This is a genomic window from Pseudomonas sp. FP2294 (assembly GCF_030687625.1).
Classification (GTDB): domain Bacteria; phylum Pseudomonadota; class Gammaproteobacteria; order Pseudomonadales; family Pseudomonadaceae; genus Aquipseudomonas; species Aquipseudomonas shahriarae.
This window is the reverse complement of record NZ_CP117441.1, coordinates 3,438,526-3,464,382: the sequence shown is the minus strand read 5'-3', so window position 1 is coordinate 3,464,382 and position 25,857 is coordinate 3,438,526. Positions and strand designations below refer to the sequence as shown.

At 61.3% G+C, this 25,857-nt stretch carries 19 protein-coding genes; 10 read left to right on the top strand and 9 right to left on the bottom strand.

Translation table 11 applies throughout. The features are described 5' to 3' along the window. Positions 1-10: 10 nt before the first annotated feature. Both PSH73_RS15265 and PSH73_RS15260 read right to left on the bottom strand, forming a co-directional pair. Positions 11-1,618, bottom strand: a complete 1,608-nt coding sequence (locus PSH73_RS15265; RefSeq protein WP_057960040.1) for a carboxyl transferase domain-containing protein — start codon at positions 1,616-1,618, stop codon at positions 11-13. 11 nt (positions 1,619-1,629) lie between these two features. Continuing rightward, a complete protein-coding gene (locus PSH73_RS15260; protein ID WP_057441554.1) occupies positions 1,630-2,793 on the bottom strand; it encodes an isovaleryl-CoA dehydrogenase in 1,164 nt (387 codons plus the stop codon). 171 nt (positions 2,794-2,964) lie between these two features. Here PSH73_RS15260 and PSH73_RS15255 point away from each other — a divergent pair, with 171 nt between their 5' ends. Beyond that, a complete protein-coding gene (locus PSH73_RS15255; RefSeq protein ID WP_128593485.1) occupies positions 2,965-4,647 on the top strand; it encodes an AMP-binding protein in 1,683 nt (560 codons plus the stop codon). 624 nt (positions 4,648-5,271) lie between these two features. Here PSH73_RS15255 and PSH73_RS15250 read toward each other — a convergent pair. The 3 genes from PSH73_RS15250 to PSH73_RS15240 form a co-directional block, all read right to left on the bottom strand. Continuing rightward, the gene (locus PSH73_RS15250) at positions 5,272-6,171 is read right to left on the bottom strand and encodes a hydroxymethylglutaryl-CoA lyase (RefSeq protein ID WP_273866780.1); all 900 of its coding nucleotides are present in this window, start codon (positions 6,169-6,171) and stop codon (positions 5,272-5,274) included. Between the two features lie 13 nt (positions 6,172-6,184). After that, complete coding sequence (locus PSH73_RS15245) at positions 6,185-6,586, bottom strand: MerR family DNA-binding transcriptional regulator (RefSeq protein ID WP_057441560.1); 402 nt, start codon at positions 6,584-6,586, stop codon at positions 6,185-6,187. Positions 6,587-6,656: 70 nt separating this feature from the next. Then, complete coding sequence (locus tag PSH73_RS15240) at positions 6,657-7,586, bottom strand: LysR family transcriptional regulator (RefSeq protein WP_057441562.1); 930 nt, start codon at positions 7,584-7,586, stop codon at positions 6,657-6,659. Positions 7,587-7,737: 151 nt separating this feature from the next. On the opposite strand from PSH73_RS15240, the gene PSH73_RS15235 reads away from it, so the two are divergent. Beyond that, a complete protein-coding gene (locus PSH73_RS15235; protein WP_029298342.1) occupies positions 7,738-8,967 on the top strand; it encodes an acyl-CoA dehydrogenase in 1,230 nt (409 codons plus the stop codon). Between the two features lie 116 nt (positions 8,968-9,083). Here PSH73_RS15235 and PSH73_RS15230 read toward each other — a convergent pair whose 3' ends face one another. Both PSH73_RS15230 and xthA read right to left on the bottom strand, forming a co-directional pair. Continuing rightward, positions 9,084-10,424 carry a substrate-binding domain-containing protein gene (locus PSH73_RS15230; protein WP_128593486.1) on the bottom strand — a complete coding sequence of 447 codons (1,341 nt, stop codon included), beginning with the start codon at positions 10,422-10,424 and terminating at the stop codon, positions 9,084-9,086. A gap of 198 nt (positions 10,425-10,622) precedes the next feature. After that, complete coding sequence (gene xthA, locus PSH73_RS15225; protein ID WP_057441571.1) at positions 10,623-11,435, bottom strand: exodeoxyribonuclease III; 813 nt, start codon at positions 11,433-11,435, stop codon at positions 10,623-10,625. A gap of 188 nt (positions 11,436-11,623) precedes the next feature. Here xthA and PSH73_RS15220 point away from each other — a divergent pair, with 188 nt between their 5' ends. From PSH73_RS15220 to PSH73_RS15195, 6 genes are all read left to right on the top strand, one after another. Next, positions 11,624-12,274 carry a GNAT family N-acetyltransferase gene (locus tag PSH73_RS15220; RefSeq protein ID WP_057441572.1) on the top strand — a complete coding sequence of 217 codons (651 nt, stop codon included), beginning with the start codon at positions 11,624-11,626 and terminating at the stop codon, positions 12,272-12,274. 64 nt (positions 12,275-12,338) lie between these two features. Next, positions 12,339-14,066, top strand: coding sequence for an autotransporter assembly complex family protein (locus PSH73_RS15215; protein ID WP_057441574.1), 1,728 nt, complete (start codon positions 12,339-12,341; stop codon positions 14,064-14,066). Next, entirely contained in the window at positions 14,063-17,737 is a 3,675-nt protein-coding gene (locus tag PSH73_RS15210; protein WP_305460852.1) for a translocation/assembly module TamB domain-containing protein, read from the top strand. Before PSH73_RS15215 ends, PSH73_RS15210 begins: the two co-directional genes overlap by 4 nt. Positions 17,738-17,909: 172 nt before the next feature. Then, a complete protein-coding gene (locus tag PSH73_RS15205) occupies positions 17,910-18,383 on the top strand; it encodes a MarR family winged helix-turn-helix transcriptional regulator (RefSeq protein ID WP_057441577.1) in 474 nt (157 codons plus the stop codon). Between the two features lie 41 nt (positions 18,384-18,424). Continuing rightward, on the top strand, positions 18,425-19,627 hold the full coding sequence (locus tag PSH73_RS15200) for an HlyD family efflux transporter periplasmic adaptor subunit (RefSeq protein WP_220172365.1): 1,203 nt from the start codon (positions 18,425-18,427) through the stop codon (positions 19,625-19,627). Then, entirely contained in the window at positions 19,627-21,156 is a 1,530-nt protein-coding gene (locus PSH73_RS15195; RefSeq protein WP_057441580.1) for a DHA2 family efflux MFS transporter permease subunit, read from the top strand. Before PSH73_RS15200 ends, PSH73_RS15195 begins: the two co-directional genes overlap by 1 nt. 70 nt (positions 21,157-21,226) lie before the next feature. On the opposite strand, the gene lpxH is transcribed toward PSH73_RS15195, so the two are convergent. Further along, positions 21,227-21,976: a UDP-2,3-diacylglucosamine diphosphatase gene (lpxH, locus tag PSH73_RS15190; RefSeq protein WP_057960031.1), complete on the bottom strand. Its 750-nt coding sequence runs from the start codon at positions 21,974-21,976 to the stop codon at positions 21,227-21,229. Beyond that, positions 21,973-22,476 (bottom strand): peptidylprolyl isomerase, encoded by a 504-nt coding sequence (locus PSH73_RS15185; RefSeq protein ID WP_057441582.1) that lies wholly within the window; start codon positions 22,474-22,476, stop codon positions 21,973-21,975. The genes lpxH and PSH73_RS15185 overlap by 4 nt, the downstream gene beginning before the upstream one ends. Positions 22,477-22,723: 247 nt before the next feature. Between PSH73_RS15185 and PSH73_RS15180 the strand changes: the two genes are divergently transcribed. Together PSH73_RS15180 and cysS are read left to right on the top strand one after the other, a co-directional pair. After that, entirely contained in the window at positions 22,724-24,424 is a 1,701-nt protein-coding gene (locus PSH73_RS15180; RefSeq protein WP_305460848.1) for a glutamine--tRNA ligase/YqeY domain fusion protein, read from the top strand. Positions 24,425-24,445: 21 nt separating this feature from the next. Continuing rightward, positions 24,446-25,828, top strand: a complete 1,383-nt coding sequence (cysS, locus tag PSH73_RS15175) for a cysteine--tRNA ligase (RefSeq protein WP_057441584.1) — start codon at positions 24,446-24,448, stop codon at positions 25,826-25,828. Positions 25,829-25,857 lie beyond the last annotated feature (29 nt).

The following is a 25,857-nucleotide window of genomic DNA, read 5'->3' as shown; positions in this document are numbered from 1 at the left end:
GCAGCTCCAATTACATGCGGAACACGCCGAAGCGGCTCGGCTCGATGGGGGCATTCAGCGCGGCGGACAAGGCCAGGGCCAGCACGTCACGGGTCTGCAAAGGGTCGATGACGCCGTCATCCCACAGGCGGGCGCTGGAGTAGTAAGGGTGGCCCTGGGTTTCGTACTGGTCGAGGATCGGCTGCTTGATCTGCGCTTCGTCCTCGGCGCTGAACGCCTGGCCACTGCGCTCGGCCTGTTCGCGCTTGACCTGCACCAGCACGCCGGCGGCCTGTTCGGCGCCCATCACGCCAATGCGGGCGTTGGGCCACATCCACAAAAAGCGCGGGTCGTAGGCGCGCCCGCACATCCCATAGTTACCGGCACCAAAGCTGCCGCCGATGATCACTGTGAATTTCGGCACCTTGGCGCAGGCCACGGCCGTGACCAACTTGGCGCCGTGCTTGGCGATGCCGCCGGCTTCGTATTTCTGCCCAACCATAAAGCCGGTGATGTTCTGCAAGAACAGCAGGGGAATCCCGCGCTGGCAGGCCAACTCGATAAAGTGCGCGCCTTTTTGCGCCGCTTCGGCGAAGAGGATCCCGTTGTTGGCGAGGATCGCGATGGGGTAGCCATGCAAATGGGCAAAGCCGCAGACCAGCGTGGTGCCGAACAGCGCCTTGAATTCATCGAAGACCGAGCCGTCCACCAGTCGCGCAATCACTTCACGTACATCGAACGGTTGCTTGGCGTCGGCCGGGATCACCCCATACAGCTCTTCGCTGGCATACAACGGCGCGACCGGCGTGCGCTGTTGCAACTGCCCCTGTTTGCGCCAGTTGAGGTTGGCGATGCTGCGACGGGCCAGGGCCAGGGCATGTTCGTCGCTGTCGGCGTAATGGTCGGCCACCCCGGAGATCTTGCAGTGCACATCGGCACCGCCAAGGTCTTCGGCGCTGACCACTTCACCGGTGGCGGCCTTCACCAGTGGCGGCCCGGCGAGGAAGATGGTGGCCTGCTGGCGCACCATGATCGCTTCATCGGCCATCGCCGGTACATAAGCGCCACCCGCCGTGCAGGAGCCCATCACCACGGCAATCTGCGGAATGCCCTGGGCGCTCATATTGGCTTGGTTGAAAAAAATCCGCCCAAAGTGCTCGCGGTCGGGGAACACCTCGTCCTGGCGCGGCAGGTTGGCGCCGCCGGAGTCCACCAGGTAAATGCAGGGCAGGCGGTTCTGTTCGGCGATGGTCTGGGCGCGCAGGTGTTTTTTCACGGTCAGCGGGTAGTAGGAACCGCCTTTTACCGTGGCATCGTTGGCGACGATCATGCATTCGACGCCTTCGACCCGGCCGATCCCGGCGATCACGCCCGCGGCCGGTACCTCTTCACCGTAGACCTGATACGCCGCCAGTTGGCTGAGTTCGAGGAACGCCGAGCCCGGGTCGAGCAGGCGGTTGATACGCTCGCGCGGCAGCAGCTTGCCACGGGAGGTATGACGCTCCTGGGCCTTGCTGCCGCCGCCTTGCTGGACCTGGGCGAGCAGGGTGTGCAAGGCATCGACCTGTTTGAGCATCGCCGCGCTGTTGCTGGCGAATTCCGCCGAACGCGGGTTGAGTTGGGTGTGCAGGGTGGCCATGGTGCACTCCCTCAGCGGGTTTCGTTAAACAGTTCGCGACCAATCAACATGCGTCGGATCTCACTGGTGCCCGCGCCGATTTCATATAGCTTGGCATCACGTAACAGACGGCCTGCGGGGAATTCATTGATGTAGCCATTGCCGCCGAGAATCTGGATCGCATCGAGGGCCATCTGTGTTGCGCGTTCGGCGCTGTACAGAATCACCCCGGCGGCGTCCTTGCGCGTGGTTTCGCCGCGCTCGCAGGCCTGGGCCACCGCATAGAGGTAGGCGCGGCTGGCGTTGAGCTGGGTGTACATGTCGGCAACTTTGCCCTGGATCAGCTGGAATTCGCCGATGCTCTGCCCGAACTGCTTACGGTCGTGGATGTAGGGGACGATCAGGTCCATGCAGGCCTGCATGATCCCGGTAGGGCCGCCGGAGAGCACCACACGCTCGTAGTCCAGGCCGCTCATCAGCACTTTGACCCCGCCATTGAGCACGCCGAGGATGTTTTCTTCGGGCACTTCGACGTCATCGAAAAACAGCTCGCAGGTGTTGGAGCCGCGCATGCCCAGCTTGTCGAACTTGTTGCTGCGGCTGAAACCCTTGGCGTCGCGCTCGACAATAAACGCGGTAATACCATGGGCGCCTTTTTCCAGGTCGGTCTTGGCGTAGATCACATAGGTGTGGGCATCGGGACCGTTGGTGATCCAGGTCTTGCTGCCGTTGAGCACATACACGCTGCCGCGTTTGTCGGCGCGCAGCTTCATCGACACCACATCAGAGCCCGCATTCGGCTCGCTCATGGCCAGGGCGCCAATGTGTTCGCCGCTGATCAGCTTGGGCAGGTACTTGAGTTTCTGTTCATGAGTGCCGTTGCGGTTGATCTGGTTGACGCACAGGTTGGAGTGCGCCCCGTAGGACAACGCCACCGAGGCCGAGCCGCGGCTGATTTCTTCCATGGCCACCACGTGGGCCAGGTAACCCAGACCGGCACCGCCGTATTCTTCCGGCACGGTGATGCCCAGCAGGCCCATGTCACCGAACTTGCGCCACATATCCACGGGGAACAGGTTGTCGATATCAATCTGCGCTGCCCGTGGCGCCAGCTCCTTGGCCACGAAGGCCTGCACCTGGTCGCGCAGCATGTCGATGGTTTCACCGAGGGCGAAATTCAGGGTCGGGTAACTCATGGAGGGGCACCTATAAACATTATTGTTGTGGGGCTGGCGACGCCATTGGGCGATCACCTTTACGTTAACGTAAACTTGCGTTGCATGACTGTCAATCGTAGCTTACGTTAACGTCAAGCTCGCGCCTGACCGGCGCACCGTCCACCTACAAAAAAGACAATAGGGGTCGTCATGGATCAACCGAATCAGAGCTACAGCCGTGGCCCACAGGACAAGGCCTTGCTGGCCATGACCATCGGCCAGGCATTTGACCGCACGGTGGCGCAGTACCCGGAGGGCGAGGCCCTGGTGGTGCGCCATCAGCAGCTGCGCTACACCTGGCGGCAGCTAGCCGAAGCCGTGGACCTGCATGCACGCGGGCTGCTGGCGCTGGGGTTGCAGGCCGGGGATCGCCTCGGCATCTGGGCGCCGAACTGTGCCGAGTGGTGCATCAGCCAGGTGGCCAGCGCCAAGCTCGGGGTGATTCTGGTCAACGTCAACCCGGCCTACCGCAGCAGCGAGCTGGAATACGTGCTCAAGCAGTCGGGTTGCCAGTGGTTGATCTGTGCCGGTTCGTTCAAGTCCTCCGACTACCACGGCATGCTGCAGGCGCTGGTGCCGGAACTGGCGGAGCAGGGCATTGGCCAGTTGCACTGTGATCTATTGCCGGAACTGCGTGGGGTGATCAGCCTGGATGCGCGACCGCCCTCGGGGTTCATGCCCTGGTCGCAATTGTCGGCCCTGGGGACGGGGACACCCCCGGAACAATTGCAGCACCGCGAGGCCAGCCTGCACTTCGATCAAGCCGTCAATATCCAGTACACCTCCGGCACCACGGGCTTCCCCAAGGGCGCCACCCTCAGTCACCACAACATCCTCAATAACGGTTACATGGTTGGCGAAAGCCTGGGCCTGACCGCGCAGGATCGCCTGGTGATCCCGGTGCCGCTCTATCATTGCTTTGGCATGGTCATGGGTAACCTGGGCTGCATCACCCATGGCACCACGATGATCTATCCCAATGACGGCTTCGACCCACTGCTGACCCTGACCGCCGTGGCCGAAGAGCGCGCCACCGGCCTGTACGGCGTACCCACGATGTTTATTGCGGTGCTCGATCATCCGCAACGCAGCACGTTCGATCTGTCGAGTCTGCGCACCGGGATCATGGCCGGCTCCACCTGCCCGATAGAGGTGATGCGCCGGGTCATCAGCGACTTGCATATGAGCGAGGTGCAGATTGCCTACGGCATGACCGAGACCAGTCCCGTTTCCCTGCAGACCGGCGCGGATGACGATCTGGAGCGGCGCGTGACCACGGTCGGGCGGACCCAGCCGCAACTGGAAAGCAAAATCATCGACGAGGCCGGTAACACCGTGCCGCGTGGGCAGATTGGCGAGTTGTGCACCCGAGGCTACAGCGTGATGCTCGGCTACTGGAACAACCCTGAAGGCACCCGCGAAGCCATCGACGACGCCGGCTGGATGCACACCGGCGACCTGGCGACCATGGATGAGCAGGGTTATGTGTGCATCGCCGGGCGCAACAAGGACATGATCATTCGCGGTGGCGAGAACGTGTACCCACGGGAGTTGGAGGAGTTCTTCTTCACCCACCCGGCGGTGGCGGATGTACAGATCATCGGCATTCCCGATGAGCGTTATGGCGAAGAGATCGTGGCCTGGATCAAGTTTCACCCCGGGCACGTGGCCAACGAGCTGGAACTGCAAACCTGGTGCAAGGGGCGCATTGCACACTTCAAGACGCCGAAGCATTTCCGCTTTGTCGAAGAGTTTCCGATGACTGTGACGGGGAAGATTCAGAAGTTTCGCATGCGTGAGATCACCATCGAGCAACTGCGTAGCGAAGACTGAGATCTGGCGCCGATCAAAAATGTGGGAGCGGGCAAGCCCGCTCCCACATTTGCCTTTGCATGTACCGCGCAATGGTTTTCACCCAGACAGCACAAAGGGGAGCCGAAGCTCCCCTTTAATTTGTTGTTACGTGCTCTTTTTTTATTATTGAGGGGCGGTCTATTGTTGTTTTTGGCAACCGTGGCCCTTTACCGCTGTTTTTGGCGACCCCCATCCGGGGTCAAGAGCAAACGTATTTTTTTGAGCGCTGATCTGCTTCTTCGCACGCGATCCAACCAGTGGGTAGCTACCTTGAGGTAGTTTTATTGTTCTCTGCCCGGTTGCGAGTGGCGGCTTGCGCCGTACCCTGCGAAGCACATCTTCTCCAAAAAAATCTGTTAGCTGCGTCTCTGCCGTGTTGTTTTTGTTATGTCAGAGTCGTTACGTCTTATTTTTATTAGGTTTGGTGCTTTTTATTCTTGTTATGCCATAGAGATAGCAGAAGCCGTGCCAACTTTTAAAAGCCCTTTAAAATCAATGGTTTGATTTTTTAGTAGGAAATTTACTTCAGGGAATGCGACAAAATATGTTCCCGTGTTACCCGATGTGTAGCCGCGAGGTAACACATCGGAGCAGGCGCGCTACTCAACGGGTGCTACGGGCCTTGGCCACGCGTGAGCCGGTGGGGCGGCCCAGGACCGTACAGATCTGCTGGCCCGCTACAATCAACTTGTCCATGTCGATACCGGTTTCGATGCCCAGGCCGTCGAGCAGGTACAGCACGTCCTCGGTGGCCACGTTACCGCTGGCGCCCTTGGCATAGGGGCAGCCGCCAAGGCCCGCGATAGAGCTGTCGAACACCTGGATACCCTCCAGCAGGCTGGCGTAGACATTGGCGATGGCCTGGCCGTAGGTGTCATGGAAGTGTCCGGCGAGCTTTGCCCGTGGCACGTCCTTGCCCACTACCTCGAACATGCGCCGCGTAGCGCCTGCGGTGCCGGTGCCGATGGTGTCGCCCAGGGACACTTCATAGCAGCCCATGGAATACAGCTCGCGGGCCACCGCAGCGACTTGCTCCGGGGCGACCTGACCTTCATAGGGGCAACCCAAGACACAGGACACATAGCCGCGCACACTCACGCCGTGCTGTTGTGCCGCCGCCATGATGGGTGCAAAGCGCTCCAGGCTCTCGCTGATGGAGCAGTTGATATTGCGCTGGGAAAACGCCTCGGACGCCGCTGCAAATACTGCGACCTCCTTGACCCCGGCCGCCAGCGCGTCCTCGAAGCCCCGCAGGTTCGGCGCCAACGCGCCATAGATCACGCCCGGCTTGCGCTGGATCTGCGCAAACACGTCGGCCGAGCCGGCCATCTGCGGTACCCACTTGGGCGAGACAAAACTGCCGACTTCGATATAGCCCAGGCCCGCCGCGCTGAGGGCGTCGACCAGTTGCACCTTGTCGGCCACGCTGATGGGCTGGGCTTCGTTTTGCAGACCGTCGCGCGGGCCGACTTCGATCAGGCGCACCTGAGAGGGGAGAGACATGGGATCTACCTTTTTATTGGGGTTGGCCGGCCTGGCTCTGGATCGTCTGTTCCAGGGCCTGGGTGCAACGTTCTTCGGCGGTGTCCAGTTCCAGTTTCATCTGCTCGATGTCCAGCAACTGCTGTTCCAACTGCTCACGGCGTTCGCTGATTTTTGCCAGCATGCTGTGCAGTTGCTTTTGATTGCCGCTGCTGGGGTCGTAGAGTTCGATCAGTTCGCGGCATTCGGCCAGGGAAAAACCGATGCGCTTGCCCCGCAGGATCAGCTTCAGGCTGACTTTGTCCCGGGGCGAATAGATACGCTCCTGGCCGCGGCGCTCGGGGCGCAGCAGGCCCTGTTCTTCATAGAAGCGAATGGCCCGGGTGGTGATGTCCAACTCGCGGGCCAGGTCGGAGATGCTGTAGGTCGTGCTCATGGTGGCGCTCAAGGAGGGTCTTGGCGCTACGCTAATGGCTGCTTGACGTAAACGTCAAGCAAATCACCGCCTACGTGTTATCCAACTTCTTCTCACGCGCGGTAACCTGCTGGCACAACTCGATCATCTGCTCGCGCATCCAGCGGTTGGCCGGGTCCTGGTCGGTGCTTTCATGCCAGTACAAGTGGGTTTCCACCGGCGGCACATCATTGACCGGCAGGTTGAACGAGTGCAGCTCGTTACGCCGTGCAAAGCGCTCGGGCACGGTCATTACCATATCGGTCTGCTGCAACACCTGGGAAGCCATCAGGTAATGCTGGGAGCGCAGGGCGATCTTGCGCTGGATCCCCATTTTGCCGAGGGCCAGGTCGACGTGGCCCAGGCCATTGCGCCGGCTGGAAATATGGATATGGGTCAGCGACAGGTAGTCATCGAGGCTGAACTTTTCCTTGCCCGCCATCGGGTGGCCCTTGCGCATGGCACACACGTAGCGGTCTTCCATCAGCTTGACGTGGCGCACTTGCGGGTCGGTGTTGAGCGGCGCGTCCACTGCGAAATCCAGGCGGCCGGCGGCCAGTTCCTTGGTGGTTTCCCGACGTTTGGACAGGAAACTCTCAATGATCACCGTGGGCGCCAGGCGGCGCAGGCGCTGGAACAGCGGCGGCAGGATCACCGCTTCAGTGAGGTCGGTCATGCTGATGCGGTAGGTCTTGGCCGCTTGCAACGGGTTGAAGATCCGGCTCTCTTGCACCGACACCCGCAGCAACGACAGGGCATTGCGCACTGGGCCAATGATGTTCTGGGCCATGGGGGTCGGCACCATGCCCTGGGCGGTCCGCACGAAGAGCGGGTCGTTGAAAGTCTCGCGCAGGCGTGCCAGTGCGTTGGATACGGCCGGCTGGGTGATGCCCACGATCTGTCCGGCACGGGTCAGGTTGGCTTCGGTGTAGATCGCGTCAAAGACGATGAAAAGATTGAGGTCGACCTTGCTCAGATTCATTTCGTTGCGCTCTTCTTGTTAGGTTTTCATACGCCGATCATATATCGGTGATGAATGTTAATACACGCCGAGAATAGGCTAGGTAAATTATCAGCGCTGTTCTAGCATCGTTTGCATGACCTAAACAACCTCTCCAAGAAGGGAGCTGCTCATGGATTTTGCCTATTCGCCCAAGGTTCAGGAACTGCGTGAACGCGTCACCGCGTTTATGGATGCTTACGTTTACCCCGCCGAGCCGGTGTTTGAACGCCAGGTCAGCGAAGGTGACCGCTGGCAGCCCACTGCGATTATGGAAGAGCTCAAGGCCAAGGCTAAGGCCGAAGGCCTGTGGAACCTGTTCCTGCCGGAATCCGAACTGGGTGCTGGCCTGACCAACCTGGAATACGCGCCGCTCGCCGAAATCATGGGCCGCTCCCTGCTGGGGCCGGAGCCGTTCAATTGCTCGGCACCCGACACCGGCAATATGGAAGTGCTGGTGCGCTACGCCAACGAAGAGCAGAAACAACGCTGGCTGGAGCCGCTGCTGCGTGGCGAGATCCGTTCGGCGTTCGCCATGACCGAACCCGATGTGGCGTCTTCCGACGCCACCAACATGGCCGCCCGCGCCGAGCGCCAGGGTGACGAGTGGGTGATCAACGGTAAGAAGTGGTGGACCTCCGGCGCGTGCGACCCGCGCTGCAAGATCCTGATCTTCATGGGCCTGAGCAACCCGGATGCGCCGCGCCACCAGCAGCACTCGATGATCCTGGTACCGGTGGATGCGCCTGGGGTGAAAATCGTCCGGCCGCTGCCGGTGTTCGGCTACGACGACGCGCCCCATGGGCATGCCGAAGTCCTGTTTGACAACGTGCGTGTGCCGTACGAAAACGTCCTGCTGGGTGAAGGCCGCGGCTTTGAAATTGCCCAGGGGCGCCTTGGCCCGGGCCGTATCCATCACTGCATGCGCTCGATCGGCATGGCTGAACGGGCCCTGGAGTTGATGTGCAAGCGTTCGGTCAGCCGCACCGCCTTCGGCAAACCGCTGGCGCGCCTGGGTGGCAATATCGACAAAATCGCCGACTCGCGGATGGAAATCGACATGGCACGCCTGCTGACGTTAAAGGCCGCCTACATGATGGATACGGTCGGCAACAAAGTGGCGAAAAGTGAAATCGCCCAGATCAAGGTCGTGGCGCCGAATGTGGCCCTGAAGGTGATTGACCGGGCGATCCAGATCCATGGCGGTGCCGGGGTCTCCAATGACTTCCCGCTGGCCTACATGTACGCCATGCAACGTACCCTGCGCCTGGCCGACGGCCCGGATGAAGTGCACCGGGCGGCGATTGGCAAGTTCGAGATTGGCAAATATGTGCCTAAAGAACTGATGCGCAGCGGCCAGTAGGACCGAGTCGCCGGTATCTCGGGCAAGCCCGCCCCCACATTGTGATCGCACGCGGTCAGTGTGGGAGCGGGTTTGCCCGCGATTGCGGTGGGCCAATCCACACCCGTCTTCAGGTTTCAATAAACCCATACCTCCACCCGGCGATTCTTGATCCGCCCCTCATCCACGGTATTCGCCGCTACCGGCATCTCGGCGCCGAAGCCGCGAATATCGCGCAACACCACACCACTTTTGACCAGCTCCCGGCGTACCGCCATTGCCCGCAGCTTGGACAGCAGGTCGGCGCGCTGCGGATCATCCTTGGCGTCACCAAACCCCACCAGCGTGACACGCTTGTCCCGTTTATCGTGGCTATCTATATAAGCGACCACGCGGGCGAGGTCCTGGCGCGCCTTGTTGTCCAGGCTGGCGCTGCCTTCTTCGAAGCGAAAATTCACCGTCAGGCGCTGCGCATCGCGGGCAATGGCCTGGTAGTCGGCTGGCATCGGCGCCCGTGGCTGCACGGTGATGGCCTGGACCTGCTGGGCGATAAAACCATTGGCCGCCACGATGGCCTGGCCTTGGGCGCTCTGGGTAAAGTCCACCAGCGCTTCGGCCCAGGGATTGCTGTTGTTGGGCGGCAGATAGAAAAACAAGCGGCGCGACAGCGGGTAGTCTTCGGTGGCGATCAGGCTGCTCTGCGGCAACATGGCTTGGGAGTCGCCATCGCTGATGGCCACCGCCTTGGCCTGACGCACATAGGGCAGGCCGATAAAGCCAATCCCCTGAGGATCCTGGCTGACTGCATCGGACAATTGCTCGCTCGATTCAAAGCGCTGAGCCTTGCTGTCGAGGGTTTTGCCGCGACGGCTGAGCACCAGCTCCTTGAAGGTGTCGTAGGTGCCGGATTGATCATCGCGAGCATACAGGCGGATCTTCCCACCGCTGCCGCCCAAGGCTTCCCAGGTGCTGATCTCGCCGCTGAAAATCCTCGCCAGTTGTTCGGTGGTCAACACCTGCAGCGGGTTGCGTGGGTGCAGGATGATTGCCAGGCCATCAATCGCGATCACCTGTTCGGCACCGGGGCTTTTCAGGTCACCCAGGGGCTCGAGGTCCACCAGTTCGCGGTCCTTGATCGGGCGTGACGCGGCCGCCAGGTCGGCCGCGGCCTGTTTCAGCGCGGCAAAGCCGGTGCTGGAACCATGGGCGGCGATCTCGACCAGTACCCGCTTGCCTTGGGGGCTGGTGCCGACGAGGCGCTCTTCGTTGGGGTGGGCGGGTGTTTCGCTGTGTACAGCCTTGAGACCCTGTTGCTCCATCAAACCCCTGACCAGCGCCGGGCCCAACGCCGCGCCAATGGTGTTGGAGCCCTGGATGCGTAAGGCCGGGCCGTGTTCGGGAAAGGGTAGGGGCGTTGCAGAAACTGTAAGAGGAAAAACGCTGCAAAGTGTCAGCAGGTACAGAACGCGCAGCATCATGCCGGCACCTTCTCAAGCCAAAGGACGTGCGGGCAGATTAAGTCAGTAAGGTTGCCAAAATATGACTGACACCCAGCCGGTCCAAATGTGCGAGCAGGCTTACCTGCGAAGGCGGTGTGTCAGTCAACATATCTATCGACTGACCCAGCGCCATCGCAGGCAAGCCAGCTCCTACATTTTATGGTGTGGTCGCAAAGATCAGCTCAGTTCCAGCCAGATCGGCGCATGGTCCGAGGGTTTTTCCAGGCCGCGCAACTCATAGTCCACACCCGCATCCTTGACCCGTGGCAACAGGCCGTTGGAGGCCATGATCAGGTCGATCCGCAGGCCACGCTTGGGTTCGTCTTCAAAGCCGCGGCTGCGGTAATCGAACCAGCTGAAGCGATCCGCCACGTCCGGGTTGAGGTGACGGAAGCTGTCGGTCAGGCCCCAGTTCTTCAGGCGCGCCATCCACTCGCGTTCTTCCGGCAGGAAGCTGCATTTGCCGGTCTTCAGCCAGCGCTTGGCATTGTCGGCACCGATGCCGATGTCGCAATCCTCGGGGGAAATATTCACGTCGCCCATCACCACCAATGCCTGGTCATTGCTGAACTGGCTCTCCAGCAGGTGCTGCAGATCTTCGTAAAAGCGCTGCTTGGCCGGGAACTTGGTCGGGTGGTCGCGGCTTTCGCCCTGTGGGAAGTAGCCATTCATGATGGTGATCGGGTTGCCGTGTTCATCGGCGAAGGTGCCCCAGATAAAGCGGCGCTGGGCATCCTCTTCGTCGCTGGCAAACCCCTTGTGCAGGGCCAGCGGTTCCTGGCGCGAGAGCAGGGCGACGCCGTAGTGGCCTTTCTGCCCGTGGTAGTACACGTGATAGCCCAGGGCCTGGACTTCGGCCAGCGGGAACTGCTCGTCGTGGACTTTGGTTTCCTGCAGGCCGATCACGTCGGGTTGATGTTTGTCGATCAGGGCCGCCAGCTGATGAGGCCGGGCGCGCAGCCCGTTGATATTAAAAGAGACGATTTTCATGGTCGGCAGTCCAGTCTGGCAAAAGGGCGATGCTAGCCGACAAGTCGGACGGGGGCCAGCGTGGCGGTAGGACAGATGCGCTGCTAATGTCTCTCAGGGAGCCAATGGCAGGGAACGACTCCGTTGCCCCGGGCTCGTAACAATAAGAGCGCGACCTTTTTGAGTGGCGCCCAGGGGAGATACGACTGATGCCCGACACCTCGACCGCCGTTGCCCAGGTGCACCTGCTCGATAGCGGCTATTCCCGCGAAGCGCGCTCGCTGCTGTACCACGCCTATCGGCATGAGCCGACCTTTGCCTACCTGTTCGAAGCTGAACGCTCAGGGTACGAGCAGCGGGTCCGCGCGACGGTGCGCGAGCTGGTCAAGCAGCACTTTCTCCAGGAACTGCCGGCCATCGGCCTGCTGGTCAATGACCGCCTGATCGGCATCGCCCTGATTGCCCCGCCGCAACGGCGCCTGGGCATCACGGAAAGCTGGGCCTGGCAATTGCGCATGTGGCTGAGCACCGGTTTCAGGTGCACCCGGCGCTACCTCGAATACCATCAGGCGGTGCTGGCGTGCTTGCCATCGGAGTCGGTGCATGTGCTGCCGCTGCTGGGGGTCCACCCGCAATTCCAGGGCAAGCATTACGGCGAACAACTGCTGGAAGCCGTGCATAACTGGTGCGCCGAAGACCCGCATTCACAAGGGGTGGTGCTGGATACCGGCAATCCGCTGTACCTGGAGTTCTACAAGCGCCAGGGCTATGCCGAAGTGGCAGAGGTGGCTGTAGGACCCATTCTGGAGCATGTGTTTTTTCACCCGAATCCCCAGGTGTTACAACCTGCAACGCCTTAACCCAGAATTATTCAGACAATTCCAGGTTCTAAGGTGCTCCTCAGCTCGTGTAGCATCCGCGCCTATGAAGTTTCCAAATAAAATTACCAGCGGCTTGATCCTGCTGTTCACAAGCTGCGGCGCCTTGGCACAAAGCGAACTGGACGTGCGGGTCAAGCCTTCAAACGATGCGCTGAAGGCCAATATCGAAGGCTATATCGGCGGGGTTGGCGAGCGTGACGAAGAGGCCTTGCAGCGCTTCAGTCGCGGTGCCGAGGAGCAGGCGCGCAAGGCCGCCCAGGCACTGGGCTTTTATCAGCCGCAGATTGCCAGTGAGGTAAAGCCCGGCAAGAATCCGCGCCTGATCCTCAGTATCGACCCCGGCGAACCGGTGCATTTACGCAATGTCACGATTCGCGTCGACGGCCCGGCGGCCGAACTCAAATCCTTCCGTGTGCCCGACAGCAAAGACCTCAAGTCCGGCGCCGTACTCAACCATGGCCATTACGAAGACGCCAAGCGCCTGATCCAGAACCAGGCCTCGCGCTTCGGCTATTTCAGTGGCCGCTTCACTCGTCAGACACTGTCCGTCGACCCCCAGGCGGGCGTGGCCGATATCGAACTGGTCTACGACAGCGGCCCGCGCTACACCCTCGGCAAGGTCAACTTTGCCGGCGATACCCCCTTTGATGAAGAGCTTTTGCAACGCATGGTGCCGTTCAAGAGTGGCGCGCCCTACGATTCCGAACTGATCGCCGAACTGAACCAGGCCCTGCAATCGAGCGGCTATTTCGAGGGCGTGCGCGTGGATGCCGCCCCGGCAGCGGCGGCCAATGATGTGATCCCGGTGGCGGTCCAACTGGAAACCCGTAAACCGCGGACCATGGGCCTGGGCCTGGGTTTTTCCACTGACGTCGGCCCGCGTGGCAAGGCCAACTGGACACGGCACTGGGTCAACCCCCAGGGGCACAGCTATGGCTGGGAGGCCGAGTTGTCGGCGCCCCGGCAGAACGTCGGCCTGTGGTACGACATTCCCCTTGATCCGCCGCTGACCGACAAGCTGCGTTTTGCCGGTGGCTATCAGAATGAAGAGCTGGCCAATACCGACACCCTCAGCAAGCTGCTCACCCTCGGCCCGGAATGGCACAGCAAATTGCCCAGCGGCTGGACACGGGTGATCTCGCTCAAATGGCAGCGCGAAGAATATCGCCTGGGGGACGACTCCGGCTTGAGCAATTTGCTGATGCCCGGTATCAGCTATTCCTACCTGCGCAGCGATAACCGCATCGACCCGCATAATGGCTATCGCCTGCAGTTCGATACCAAGGTGGCCAAGGAAGGGCTGGGCTCTGACACCAACCTGCTGTACGGCACTGCGATGATCAAGGGCTTGACCACCGTGTGGGACAAGCACCGTTTCCTCGGCCGCGCGCAGTTTGGCGGCAGCGCCACCAACGGCTACAAGTCGGTGCCGCCGTCCCTGCGTTTCTTTGCCGGTGGCGACCAAAGTGTGCGTGGCTACGAGTACCAGACCCTGTCCCCGGAAAACAACAAGGGCGACCGCATCGGTGGCCGCTACATGGTGGCCTTGAGCGCCGAGTATCAATATTCCATCGCCGAAAAATGGCGGATCGCGACCTTTGTCGATCAGGGCAACTCCTTTAACACCCTTGAGTTGCCAAGCCTGAAAACCGGGGTCGGCGTCGGCGTGCGCTGGGTGTCTCCGGTCGGCCCGATTCGTCTTGACCTGGCCCATGCCCTGGAAGATCCGGGCGGCATTCGTTTGCACTTTTCCATGGGGCCTGAGCTGTGAAGCGTGGTTTGAAAATAGCGGGTCTGAGTGTGGCAGCGGTCGTTGCCTTGGTGCCGCTGGCGGTGTGGAGCGTACTGGGTACGCAAGTCGGCAGTCGCTGGGCCCTCGGCCAAGTCCCGGGGTTGAGCGTGGAAAACTTCCAGGGCCGTTTGGGTGGGCAATGGAGCGCCGACCAGGTGCTGTGGCAACAAGACAGCAGCCGCGTAGAGCTCAATGCCCCCAAATTCGACTGGTCGCCGGCGTGCCTGCTGCGCATGACCCTGTGCATCCGGCAACTGGACGTGGAGCAGGTCAGCCTGCAATTGCCACCCAGCACCGAAGACAGCAGCGGCCCGATTACCCTGCCGGACTTGAACCTGCCCGTGGCGATCGAACTGGGCGACGTGCGCGTCGGCAGCCTGCTGTTCAACGGCAGCGAAGAACTCAAGGGCCTGCAACTGGCCGCGCACTGGACCGCCGAGGGCATGCAGATCGACGCGGTACATCTGCAACGCGACGACCTGGTGCTGGATCTCAGCGGTGTACTGCACCCCGCGGGCGATTGGCCGTTGACCGCGACCGGCAACCTGAGCCTGCCCTATGCCCCGGGCGGCGCGCCGTGGACGGTGGCGCTGAACGTGACCGGTGATCTGCTCAAGACCCTCAAGCTCGACGCCGACAGCACGGGCTACCTGCCGGCCAAACTTAGCGGCGAGCTGCAACCCCTGGTCGAGAACCTGCCAGCAGAGTTGCGAATCACCGCCGATGGCTTCAAACCTGCCGCCGACTTGCCGGACACCTTGCAGCTCAACCAACTGGACCTGACTGCCAAGGGCGACCTGGGCAAGGGCTATCAGTTGCTGGGCAAGGCTGTATTACCCGCAGAAAAGGGCCCGGTTGACCTGTTGCTGCAAGGCCGGGTCGATGCCAAGGGCGCGCAGCTCGCCGGCCTGGACCTGAATGCCGGGGACAAGCAAAGCCTCAAGCTCAGCGCCCAACTGGATTGGCAGCAGGGCTTCAGCGCAGACGCAAAAATCGACTGGCTGGACTTCCCCTGGCATCGCCTGTATCCGCTGATTGACGAGCCGCAAGTGGTGCTACGCACCTTCAACGGTGAAGTGTCCTACAAGGACGGCAACTACCTGGGCAATCTCAAGGCCGACCTCGATGGCCCGGCCGGCAAATTCAGCCTGATCACGCCGTTCAGTGGCGACCTCAAGCAAGTGTTCCTGCCCGAGCTGAAATTGACCGCTGGCCAGGGCAAGGCCGAAGGGCACTTGAACCTGCAATTTGCCGAGGGCATCGCCTGGGATACGGCGCTGGACCTGTCGGCGTTGAACCCGGCGTACTGGGTCGCAGAATTGCCCGGTACCCTGGCCGGGCCGCTGCGCAGCAAGGGCGAGTTCAAGAACGAACAACTCAAGCTCAACGCCGACCTTGACCTCAAGGGCCGCTTGCGCGGCCAAACGGCGGTGCTGGCCGCCAAGGCCGAAGGCGCGGGCGAGCAGTGGACCCTGGCCAACCTGGATATCCGCCTGGGTGACAACCGCATCAATGGCAGCGGCAGCCTGCAACAGCGCCTGGCCGGGCAGATCGACATCAAGCTCGCACGCCTGGCCCAGCTGTGGCCGCAGTTGCGTGGGCAGGTCAATGGTCGACTCGATGTGGCCGGTACTCTAAAGGCGCCCCAGGGCAAGCTCGACCTCAAGGGCCAGCAACTGGTGTTTGAAGATAACCGCCTGCAAGCCCTCACCCTGGACGCCACGCTTGATAACGCACAACGGGCGAAGATCGACCTCAAGGGCACCGGCATCCAGGCCGGGGATACCCAGCTCGGTACCTTGACCGCCAGCGCCCAGGGCGACATCAAAAACCAGAAAGTCCAACTGGACCTCATGGGCCCCCTGGTCAAACTGGCCCTGGCCCTGGACGGCACGCTCGACAAGGGTAACTGGCGCGGGCGCCTGGCCAGTGGCGAGGTGCAGGCCGGGGGCCAGGACTGGAAGCTGCAGGCCCCGGCGAAAATCGAGCGCATGGCCGATGGCAAGCTGACCTTCGCTGCCCATTGCTGGGTCTCCGGGCCCGCCAGCCTGTGTGGCGAAGACCAGCGACTGATGCCCGATCCCAAGCTGCGTTATCACCTCAAGCAGTTCCCCATCGACAGCCTGGCGCAGTGGCTGCCCAAGGATTTCGCCTGGCAAGGCAAACTCAACGCCGATATCCAGCTCGACCTGCCGACCAGCGGCCCTAAAGGCCTGATCGCGGTGGATGCCAGTGGCGGCACGTTGCGGGTCAAGGACAAGGACCAGTGGCTGGACTTCCCCTACGACACCCTCAAACTGGACACCACGCTCAACCCCACGCGCATTGATACCCAGCTGAATTTCCGCGGTGGCAAGCTCGGCGAGTTGCTGCTGCAGGCGCAGATCAACCCGCTGGCGAAAAACAAGCCGGTCTCCGGCAACTTCAGCCTTACCGGCCTGGACCTGGCGGTAGCGCGGCCGTTTGTGCCGATGGTGGAAAAACTCAATGGCAAGCTCAATGGCAGCGGGCGCATCTCCGGCGGCTTGTTGGCGCCGCAGGTCAACGGCAACGTCAACCTGATCGCCGGCGAGATTTCCGGACCCGAACTGCCCATCAGCCTTGAAGGCCTGAACGTGCAGGCCCTGATCGCCGGCGAAAGCGTGCAGCTCAACGGCGGCTGGCGCAGTGGCAAGGCCGGGCAGGGCAGCCTCAAGGGGCAGATCGACTGGGGCCGGGCCCTGGCCGTTGACCTCAGCCTGCAAGGCTCGCAACTGCCGGTCACGGTCGAGCCCTACGCCGAACTGGAAGTGGCGCCTGACCTGAAGATCACGCTCAAGGACGACAAGTTGGCGATTGCCGGCAATGTGCATATCCCGCGCGGTGATATCACTGTGCGTGAACTGCCGCCATCGACGGTCAAGGTCTCGGATGACACGGTGATCGTCGGCAGCCAGACCGAAGAGGGCAAGCCGCCGATGGCCATCGCCATGGACATCAACGTGGTCGTGGGCGAGGACCAGCTCAACTTTGCCGGTTTCGGCCTGACTGCCAAGGTCCAGGGCCAGGTGCATATCGGCGATAACCTGGACACCCGTGGCGAGCTGTGGCTCAACGACGGGCGCTACCGCGCCTATGGCCAGAGGCTGGATGTGCGGCGTGCGCGCCTGCTGTTCGCCGGGCCGCTGGACCAGCCATACCTGGATATCGAAGCCATCCGCAAGACCAACGACGTGATCGCCGGTATCCGCCTGAGTGGCAGTGCCGAGCAGCCGACCACGCAGATCTTCTCGGAGCCGGCCATGAGCCAGGAGCAGGCGCTGTCCTACCTGGTGCTGGGCCGTCCGTTGAGCACCACCGGCGAAGACAACAATATGCTGGCGCAAGCGGCACTGGGCCTGGGCTTGATGGGCAGTGCCGGCGTGACCTCGGACATTGCCAAGAACCTGGGGATCCAGGACTTTGAGCTGGACACCCAGGGCAGCGGCACCAACACGGCAGTGGTGGCCAGCGGCAAGATCACCGAGAAACTCAGCCTGCGTTACGGGGTCGGGGTGTTCGAACCGGCCAGCACCATTGCCTTGCGTTACCTGCTGAGCAAGAGGGTGTACCTGGAAGTGGCCAGCGGCGTGGCCAGTTCATTGGATATCTTCTACAAGCGGGATTTCTGACGGTTAAAGGCACATCAAATGGTGGGAGTTGGCTTGCCAGCTCCCACCGTCGTTTTGGGGGGCATTCAGCGCCTGATTACCAAGCAACCTAACTATTTATTTGACATTCGCTGCCTAGGCAGTAATATTTCGTCACACATTCACTGCCTAGGCAGTAATAAGGTGACTCCCGATGGAACACTTCACCCCGGAAAACTTCCATAACTGCCATCTCGGGCTGTTGCTGGGGCGCGCCGCGATTCTCAAGGACCGCATCATCGACACCCATATGGAACCCCACGGCATCACTGCCGCGCAGTTCAAGGTGTTGATCATCATGGCCCAGTTCGGCGTCGATACCCCGGCGGAGCTGTGCCGCAACCTGTCCCTGGACAGTGGCTCGATGACTCGCATGCTCGACCGCCTGGAGCAAAAAGACCTGCTGGCGCGCAAGCGCTCCGAGCAGGACCGGCGCCAGGTACAACTGGTGCTGACCGCAGAAGGCCAGCGCCTGGCGGACATGCTGCCGCAGATCGGCGCCCAGGCCCTGAACCAGTTGGCTGGCGCACTCGAACCGGGGGAGTTGCAGACCCTGGAGCACATCCTGAAGAAAATCCTGATCGCTGCGGGTGATCCCATCACGTTGCAGCGGGTCGGGACTCAATGAACACGCCAGTCACGCGCGCTGAATAACGCAAGGTACTTGTCATGGCTACTGCCCAAGCAAACAACACCGCACACTCCCAACCCAACGACGGCAACCCGCGCAAACGCAAAATCATGTTGCTGGGCCTGGCGCTGATCGTCGTCCTTTGCGTCCTGGGCGTGTGGGGCTGGTACGAGCTGTATGGCCGTTGGAGCGAAAGTACCGACGATGCGTACGTGAATGGCAACGTGGTGGAAATCACCCCGCTGGTCACCGGTACCGTGGTCAGCATTGGCGCCGACGATGGCGACCTGGTCCACGAAGGCCAGGTGCTGATCAACTTCGACCCCAACGACGCCGCCGTCGGCCTGCAAAGTGCCCAGGCCAACCTGGCGCGCACGGTACGCCAGGTGCGTGGCTTGTACAGCAATGTGGATGGCATGAAAGCCCAGGTACAGGCGCAAAAAGCCCAGGTGCAAACCGCCCAGGACAACTTCAACCGCCGCAGAGTCCTCGCCCAGGGCGGCGCGATTTCCCTGGAAGAACTGTCCCACGCCCGCGACGCCCTGAGTGCGGCGAGCAACTCACTGGCCAACCTGCAACAGCAACTCAATACCTCCACTGCGTTGGTGGATGACACGGTGATTTCGTCCCACCCGGATGTGCAGGCCGCTGCCGCGCAACTGCGCCAGGCCTACCTGACCAATGCGCGCAGTACCCTGATCGCACCGGTCACCGGCTACGTCGCCAAGCGCACCGTGCAACTGGGCCAGCGGGTCGAGCCGGGTACCGCGTTGATGGCGGTGATTCCCCTGGACCAACTGTGGATCGACGCCAACTTCAAGGAAACCCAACTGCGCCAGATGCGCATTGGCCAGCCGGTGGATATCGAGGCCGATCTCTACGGCAGCGACGTGAAGTACAGCGGCACCGTCGACAGCCTCGGCGCCGGTACCGGCAGCGCCTTTGCCTTGCTGCCGGCCCAGAACGCCACCGGCAACTGGATCAAGATCGTGCAGCGGGTACCGGTGCGCATCCATATCAATGCCCAGGAGTTGGCCCAGCACCCGTTGCGGGTGGGCTTGTCGACCCAGGTGGAAGTCAACCTGCACGACCAGAGTGGACCGGTACTGGCGCAACAACCGCCGCAAAAAGCCTCGTTCACCACCACCGTGTATGACCGCCAGTTGGCCGAGGCCGACGCGATGATCACCCAGTTGATCCATGACAACAGCGTGGCCGCGCCCAAGGCAGCACAACGCTGATGAGCAATAACGCCTCGTTCACGCCACCCAGCTTGCTGATGGCCACCATTGGCCTGTCCCTGGCGACCTTTATGCAGGTGCTCGACACCACCATCGCCAACGTGGCGTTGCCGACCATTTCCGGCAACCTGGGCGTGAGTTCGGAGCAGGGCACCTGGGTCATCACCTCATTTGCCGTAAGCAATGCCATTGCCTTGCCATTGACCGGCTGGTTGAGCCGGCGCTTTGGTGAGGTGAAGCTGTTTTTGTGGGCGACCGTCCTGTTTGTGCTGGCCTCGTTCCTGTGTGGTGTCTCCACCTCGATGCCCGAGTTGATTGGCTTTCGCGTGCTGCAAGGCTTGGTGGCGGGCCCGTTGTATCCAATGACCCAAACCTTGCTGATTGCGGTCTATCCCCCCGCCAGGCGCGGCATGGCCTTGGCGTTGCTGGCGATGGTCACGGTGGTCGCGCCCATTGCCGGGCCTATTCTTGGCGGCTGGATTACCGACAGCTACAGCTGGCCGTGGATCTTCTTTATCAACGTGCCCATCGGGATATTTGCGGTGATGGTGGTGCGTGCGCAGCTCAAGAAACGCCCGGTGGTCACCAGTCATCAGCCGATGGACTATGTCGGGCTGCTGAGCTTGATCGTCGGGGTCGGTGCCTTGCAGATCATCCTCGACAAGGGCAATGACCTGGACTGGTTCGAATCCAATTTCATCATCATCGGCGCGGCCATTTCGGTGATCGCCCTGGCGGTGTTTGTGATCTGGGAAATGACCGACAAGCACCCAGTGGTCAACCTGCGCCTGTTTGCCCATCGCAACTTCCGCATCGGCACCATCGTCTTGGTGCTGGGCTACGCCGGGTTCTTTGGTATCAACCTGATCCTGCCGCAATGGCTGCAGACGCAGATGGGCTACACCGCGACCTGGGCCGGGCTGGCGGTGGCGCCGATCGGCATCCTGCCGGTGCTGATGTCGCCCTTTGTCGGCAAGTACGCGCACAAGTTCGACTTGCGGCTGCTGGCCGGCCTGGCGTTCCTGGCGATCGGCCTGAGCTGCTTTATGCGCGCCGGCTTCACCAATGAAGTGGACTTCCAGCATATCGCCCTGGTGCAGCTGTTCATGGGTATCGGCGTGGCGCTGTTCTTTATGCCGACCTTGAGCATCCTGATGTCCGACCTGCCGCCGCACCAGATCGCCGACGGCGCAGGCCTGGCGACCTTCCTGCGGACCCTGGGCGGCAGCTTTGCGGCATCGCTCACCACCTGGATCTGGATTCGCCGCGCGGACCAGCACCATGCCTATATGAGCGAGAGTATGAGCGTGTACGACTCGGCTACCCGCGATGCGCTGAACACCCTGGGCGGTGCGGGGCACAAGGCCTACGCGCAACTGGACCAGATCCTCACCAGCCAGGCGTACATGATGTCCACCGTGGATTACTTCACGCTGCTGGGGTGGATGTTCATGGGCTTGATCCTGTTGGTGTGGCTGGCCAAGCCGCCGTTTACTGCGAAGGCGGGGCCGGCGGCATCAGGGCACTGATCTTGACGTGTTCGCGGTTAAAAATGTGGGAGCAAGCCCGCTCCCACATTTGCTTCGTGTTGTTTGCAAGTCAGGCGCCAGGCAACGCCAACTGCGGATTGACGAAGTCAAACGCCGCCAGTTGAAACCCTTGCTCATCCACCTGCAACGCCCAACCCTGCTTGTCCCAATCTCCCAGCACAATGCGCTTGGCCGCCTGCTCGCCAATCTGCAACTTGTGAATGGCCGGGCGGTGGGTGTGGCCGTGGACCAGGGTGCGCACGCCGAAGGCTTGCATCACCCGTGGCACTTCCTCGGGCGTTACATCGACAATATCGTTGGCCTTCATGCGTACCTGGGCACGGCTTTCACTGCGCAGCTTGTGCGCCAGTTTATGGCGGGTGCGCAAGGGCAGGTGGCGCAGGATAAACAGCACGATGGGATTACGCAGGATGCGCCGCAGCTTCATATAGCCGAGGTCGCGGGTACACAGGCTGTCGCCGTGCATCAACAGCACGGGCTCGCCATACAGCTGCACGACGGTAGGGTCCTTGAGCAACGTTGCGCCTGCGGCTTTGCAGAACGCCTTGCCGATCAGGAAATCCCGGTTGCCGTGCATCAGGAATACTTGGGTGCCACTGTCGCTCAGTTCACGTAGAGCCGCGCAAATCGAACGCTGGAACGGGGTCATGCCATCGTCACCAATCCAGGCTTCGAAAAAGTCCCCCAGGATGTACAACGCTTGCGCGCCACGGGCGCGGCCGTGGAGTAAATCCAGAAACGCCCGGGTAATGTCCGGGCGCTCCTCTTCCAGATGCAAGTCTGAAATCAGCAGTATCACGCAACGATCTCGGCTTTCTCGATGATCACGTCTTCTGCTGGTACGTCCTGGTGACCGCTTTTCGTGGTGGTGGAAACACCCTTGATCTTGTCCACGACGTCGGTGCCTTCGGTGACTTTACCGAATACCGCGTAGCCCCAACCCTGTACGGTCTTGGCGCTGTGGTTGAGGAAACCGTTGTCAGCCACGTTGATGAAGAACTGCGCGGAGGCCGAATGCGGCTCCATGGTACGGGCCATGGCGACGGTGTACTTGTCGTTGGAAAGACCGTTGTCCGCTTCGTTCTGGATGCTTGGACGCTTGTCTTTCTTTTCTTTCATGCCAGGCTCGAAACCGCCGCCCTGGACCATGAAGTTGCCGATGACACGGTGGAAAACAGTGTTTTCGTAGTGGCCGGCGTTAACGTACTCGATGAAGTTGGCGACGGTGATCGGCGCTTTCTCGGCGTTCAGCTCGATGACGATGTCACCGTGGTTGGTGGTCAGTTTGACTTGAGTCATGTTCATTACTCTTTTCAGGGAATTCGTGGGTTCGGACGCCTGGGCACCTTACCGGGTTGGCTAAACTGCGGCCAAGGCGCGCAGTTTAGCGTGCCTGTCAGGAATTTCGAGGTGGTTTTTTACCGCCCATGCAATAAATGCAGCAGTTTTTGGCCATGCCCTGTCAGGTGCTTGACGGCATCGGCTATGATAAGCCCTTTGTTTGTCTGGCCCGACCCGGCCACGTACCTGTCTGTTCAAGGATCCTATGAGCAAGCCCACTGTCGACCCTACCTCGAATTCCAAGGCCGGACCTGCCGTCCCGGTCAATTTCCTGCGCCCGATCATCCAGGCGGACCTGGATTCGGGCAAGCACACGCAGATCGTCACCCGTTTCCCACCTGAGCCCAACGGTTACCTGCACATCGGCCACGCCAAGTCGATCTGTGTGAACTTCGGCCTGGCCCAGGAGTTCGGTGGCGTAACGCACCTGCGTTTCGACGACACCAACCCGGCCAAGGAAGACCAGGAATACATCGACGCCATCGAAAGCGACATCAAGTGGCTGGGCTTCGAATGGTCCGGTGAAGTGCGCTACGCCTCCAAGTATTTCGACCAGTTGTTCGACTGGGCCGTGGAGCTGATCAAGGCTGGCAAGGCCTACGTCGACGACCTGACGCCTGAGCAGGCCAAGGAATACCGTGGCACCTTGACCGAGCCGGGCAAGAACAGCCCGTTCCGCGACCGTTCGGTAGAAGAGAACCTGGACTGGTTCACCCGCATGCGCGACGGCGAGTTCCCGGACGGCGCCCGTGTATTGCGGGCCAAGATCGACATGGCCTCGCCGAACATGAACCTGCGCGACCCGATCATGTACCGCATCCGCCACGCCCATCACCACCAGACCGGTGACAAGTGGTGCATCTACCCCAACTATGACTTCACCCACGGTCAGTCGGACGCCATCGAAGGCATTACCCACTCCATCTGCACCCTGGAGTTCGAAAGCCATCGCCCGCTGTACGAATGGTTCCTCGACAGCCTGCCGGTGCCGGCGCACCCGCGTCAGTACGAATTCAGCCGCCTGAACCTGAACTACACCATCACCAGCAAGCGCAAGCTCAAGCAGTTGGTCGATGAGAAGCACGTACATGGCTGGGACGACCCACGCATGTCGACCCTGTCGGGCTTCCGCCGTCGTGGCTACACCCCGGCGTCGATCCGCAATTTCTGCGACATGGTCGGCACCAACCGCTCCGACGGCGTGGTTGACTACGGCATGCTCGAGTTCAGCATCCGTCAGGACCTCGACGCGAACGCCCCACGCGCCATGTGCGTGCTGCGTCCGTTGAAAGTCGTGATCACCAACTACCCGCAAGACCAGGTCGAGCACCTCGAACTGCCGCGTCACCCGCAAAAAGAAGAACTGGGCGTGCGCAAGCTGCCGTTCGCCCGTGAAATCTACATCGACCGCGATGACTTCATGGAAGAGCCGCCCAAGGGCTACAAGCGCCTGGAGCCGAACGGCGAAGTGCGCCTGCGTGGCAGCTACGTGATCCGTGCCGACGAAGCCATCAAGGACGCCGATGGCAACATCGTCGAACTGCGTTGCTCCTACGATCCTGAAACCCTGGGCAAGAACCCTGAAGGCCGCAAGGTCAAAGGCGTGGTGCACTGGGTACCGGCCGCGGCCAGCATCGAGTGCGAAGTGCGCCTGTACGATCGCCTGTTCCGCTCGCCTAATCCCGAGAAGGCCGAAGACAGCGCCAGCTTCCTGGACAACATCAACCCTGACTCCCTGCAAGTACTTACGGGTTGTCGTGCCGAACCGTCTTTGGGCGACGCACAACCGGAAGACCGTTTCCAGTTCGAGCGCGAAGGCTACTTCTGCGCGGATATCAAGGACTCGAAACCTGGTCAGCCGGTATTCAACCGTACCGTGACCTTGCGTGATTCGTGGGGCCAGTGATCAAGTCTTAAGGGAAACATCGTGCTAACGATCTACAACACGCTCAGCAAGACCAAAGAAGTCTTCAAGCCGCTGGACGGCAACAAGGTGCGCATGTACGTGTGCGGCATGACCGTGTACGACTACTGCCACATCGGCCACGGCCGCAGCATGGTTGCTTTCGACCTGGTGACCCGCTGGTTGCGTTTCAGCGGCTACGACTTGACGTACGTGCGCAACATCACCGACATCGACGACAAGATCATCAATCGCGCCAATGAAAACGGCGAGTCGTTCGACGCGCTGACCGAGCGCATGATCGCCGCCATGCACGAGGACGAGGCGCGCCTCAATATCCTCAAACCAGACATGGAGCCGCGCGCCACGGACCATATCCCGGGCATGCACGCGATGATCCAGACCTTGATCGACAAGGGCTACGCCTACGCCCCGGGCAATGGCGACGTGTACTACCGCGTCGCCAAGTTCATGGGCTACGGCAAGCTGTCGCGCAAGAAAATCGAAGACCTGCGCATCGGCGCCCGCATCGAAGTCGACGAAGCCAAGCAAGACCCGCTGGACTTCGTGCTGTGGAAAGGCACCAAGCCCGGCGAGCCGAGCTGGGAATCACCCTGGGGCGCCGGGCGTCCGGGCTGGCACATCGAATGCTCGGTGATGTCCACCTGCTGCCTGGGCGAGACGTTCGACATTCATGGCGGCGGCAGCGATCTTGAGTTCCCGCACCACGAAAACGAAATCGCCCAAAGCGAAGCGGCCACCGGCAAGACCTACGCCAACGCGTGGATGCATTGCGGCATGATTCGCATCAATGGCGAGAAGATGTCCAAGTCCTTGAACAACTTCTTCACCATCCGCGACGTGCTGGAAAAGTACCACCCAGAGGTTGTGCGTTATCTGCTGGTATCGAGCCATTACCGCAGTGCCATCAACTACTCGGAAGACAACCTCAAGGACGCCAAGGGCGCCCTGGAGCGGTTCTACCACGCGTTGAAAGGCCTGCCGGTTGTGGCGCCGGCCGGTGGCGAGGCGTTTGTTGAACGCTTCACTACCGTGATGAACGACGACTTCGGCACCCCCGAAGCCTGCGCCGTACTGTTCGAGATGGTCCGCGAGATCAACCGCCTGCGCGAGAGCGATCTCGCCGCAGCGGCCGGCCTGGCGGCACGCCTCAAGGAACTGGCCAGCGTGCTGGGCGTGTTGCAAATGGAAGCGGACGACTTCCTGCAAGCCGGCGCCGAAGGGCGTGTGGACGCAGCCGAAGTCGACGCCTTGATCCAGGCCCGCCTGAATGCCCGTGCCAACAAGGACTGGGCAGAATCCGACCGCATCCGCGACCAACTCACCGCCATGGGCGTGGTATTGGAAGACGGCAAGGGCGGGACGACCTGGCGCTTGGCTGACTGACGGCTGATGCCTGCATGAATAAAAACGCC

What these genes read in the sequence shown, in the direction of transcription:
- PSH73_RS15265 (WP_057960040.1), bottom strand. Translation starts at nt 1,618, where the DNA reads ATGGCCACCCTGCACACCCAACTCAACCCGCGTTCGGCGGAATTCGCC.
- PSH73_RS15260 (WP_057441554.1), bottom strand. Translation starts at nt 2,793, where the DNA reads ATGAGTTACCCGACCCTGAATTTCGCCCTCGGTGAAACCATCGACATG.
- PSH73_RS15255 (WP_128593485.1), top strand. Translation starts at nt 2,965, where the DNA reads ATGGATCAACCGAATCAGAGCTACAGCCGTGGCCCACAGGACAAGGCC.
- PSH73_RS15250 (WP_273866780.1), bottom strand. Translation starts at nt 6,171, where the DNA reads ATGTCTCTCCCCTCTCAGGTGCGCCTGATCGAAGTCGGCCCGCGCGAC.
- PSH73_RS15245 (WP_057441560.1), bottom strand. Translation starts at nt 6,586, where the DNA reads ATGAGCACGACCTACAGCATCTCCGACCTGGCCCGCGAGTTGGACATC.
- PSH73_RS15240 (WP_057441562.1), bottom strand. Translation starts at nt 7,586, where the DNA reads ATGAATCTGAGCAAGGTCGACCTCAATCTTTTCATCGTCTTTGACGCG.
- PSH73_RS15235 (WP_029298342.1), top strand. Translation starts at nt 7,738, where the DNA reads ATGGATTTTGCCTATTCGCCCAAGGTTCAGGAACTGCGTGAACGCGTC.
- PSH73_RS15230 (WP_128593486.1), bottom strand. Translation starts at nt 10,424, where the DNA reads ATGATGCTGCGCGTTCTGTACCTGCTGACACTTTGCAGCGTTTTTCCT.
- xthA (WP_057441571.1), bottom strand. Translation starts at nt 11,435, where the DNA reads ATGAAAATCGTCTCTTTTAATATCAACGGGCTGCGCGCCCGGCCTCAT.
- PSH73_RS15220 (WP_057441572.1), top strand. Translation starts at nt 11,624, where the DNA reads ATGCCCGACACCTCGACCGCCGTTGCCCAGGTGCACCTGCTCGATAGC.
- PSH73_RS15215 (WP_057441574.1), top strand. Translation starts at nt 12,339, where the DNA reads ATGAAGTTTCCAAATAAAATTACCAGCGGCTTGATCCTGCTGTTCACA.
- PSH73_RS15205 (WP_057441577.1), top strand. Translation starts at nt 17,910, where the DNA reads ATGGAACACTTCACCCCGGAAAACTTCCATAACTGCCATCTCGGGCTG.
- PSH73_RS15200 (WP_220172365.1), top strand. Translation starts at nt 18,425, where the DNA reads ATGGCTACTGCCCAAGCAAACAACACCGCACACTCCCAACCCAACGAC.
- PSH73_RS15195 (WP_057441580.1), top strand. Translation starts at nt 19,627, where the DNA reads ATGAGCAATAACGCCTCGTTCACGCCACCCAGCTTGCTGATGGCCACC.
- PSH73_RS15185 (WP_057441582.1), bottom strand. Translation starts at nt 22,476, where the DNA reads ATGACTCAAGTCAAACTGACCACCAACCACGGTGACATCGTCATCGAG.
- PSH73_RS15180 (WP_305460848.1), top strand. Translation starts at nt 22,724, where the DNA reads ATGAGCAAGCCCACTGTCGACCCTACCTCGAATTCCAAGGCCGGACCT.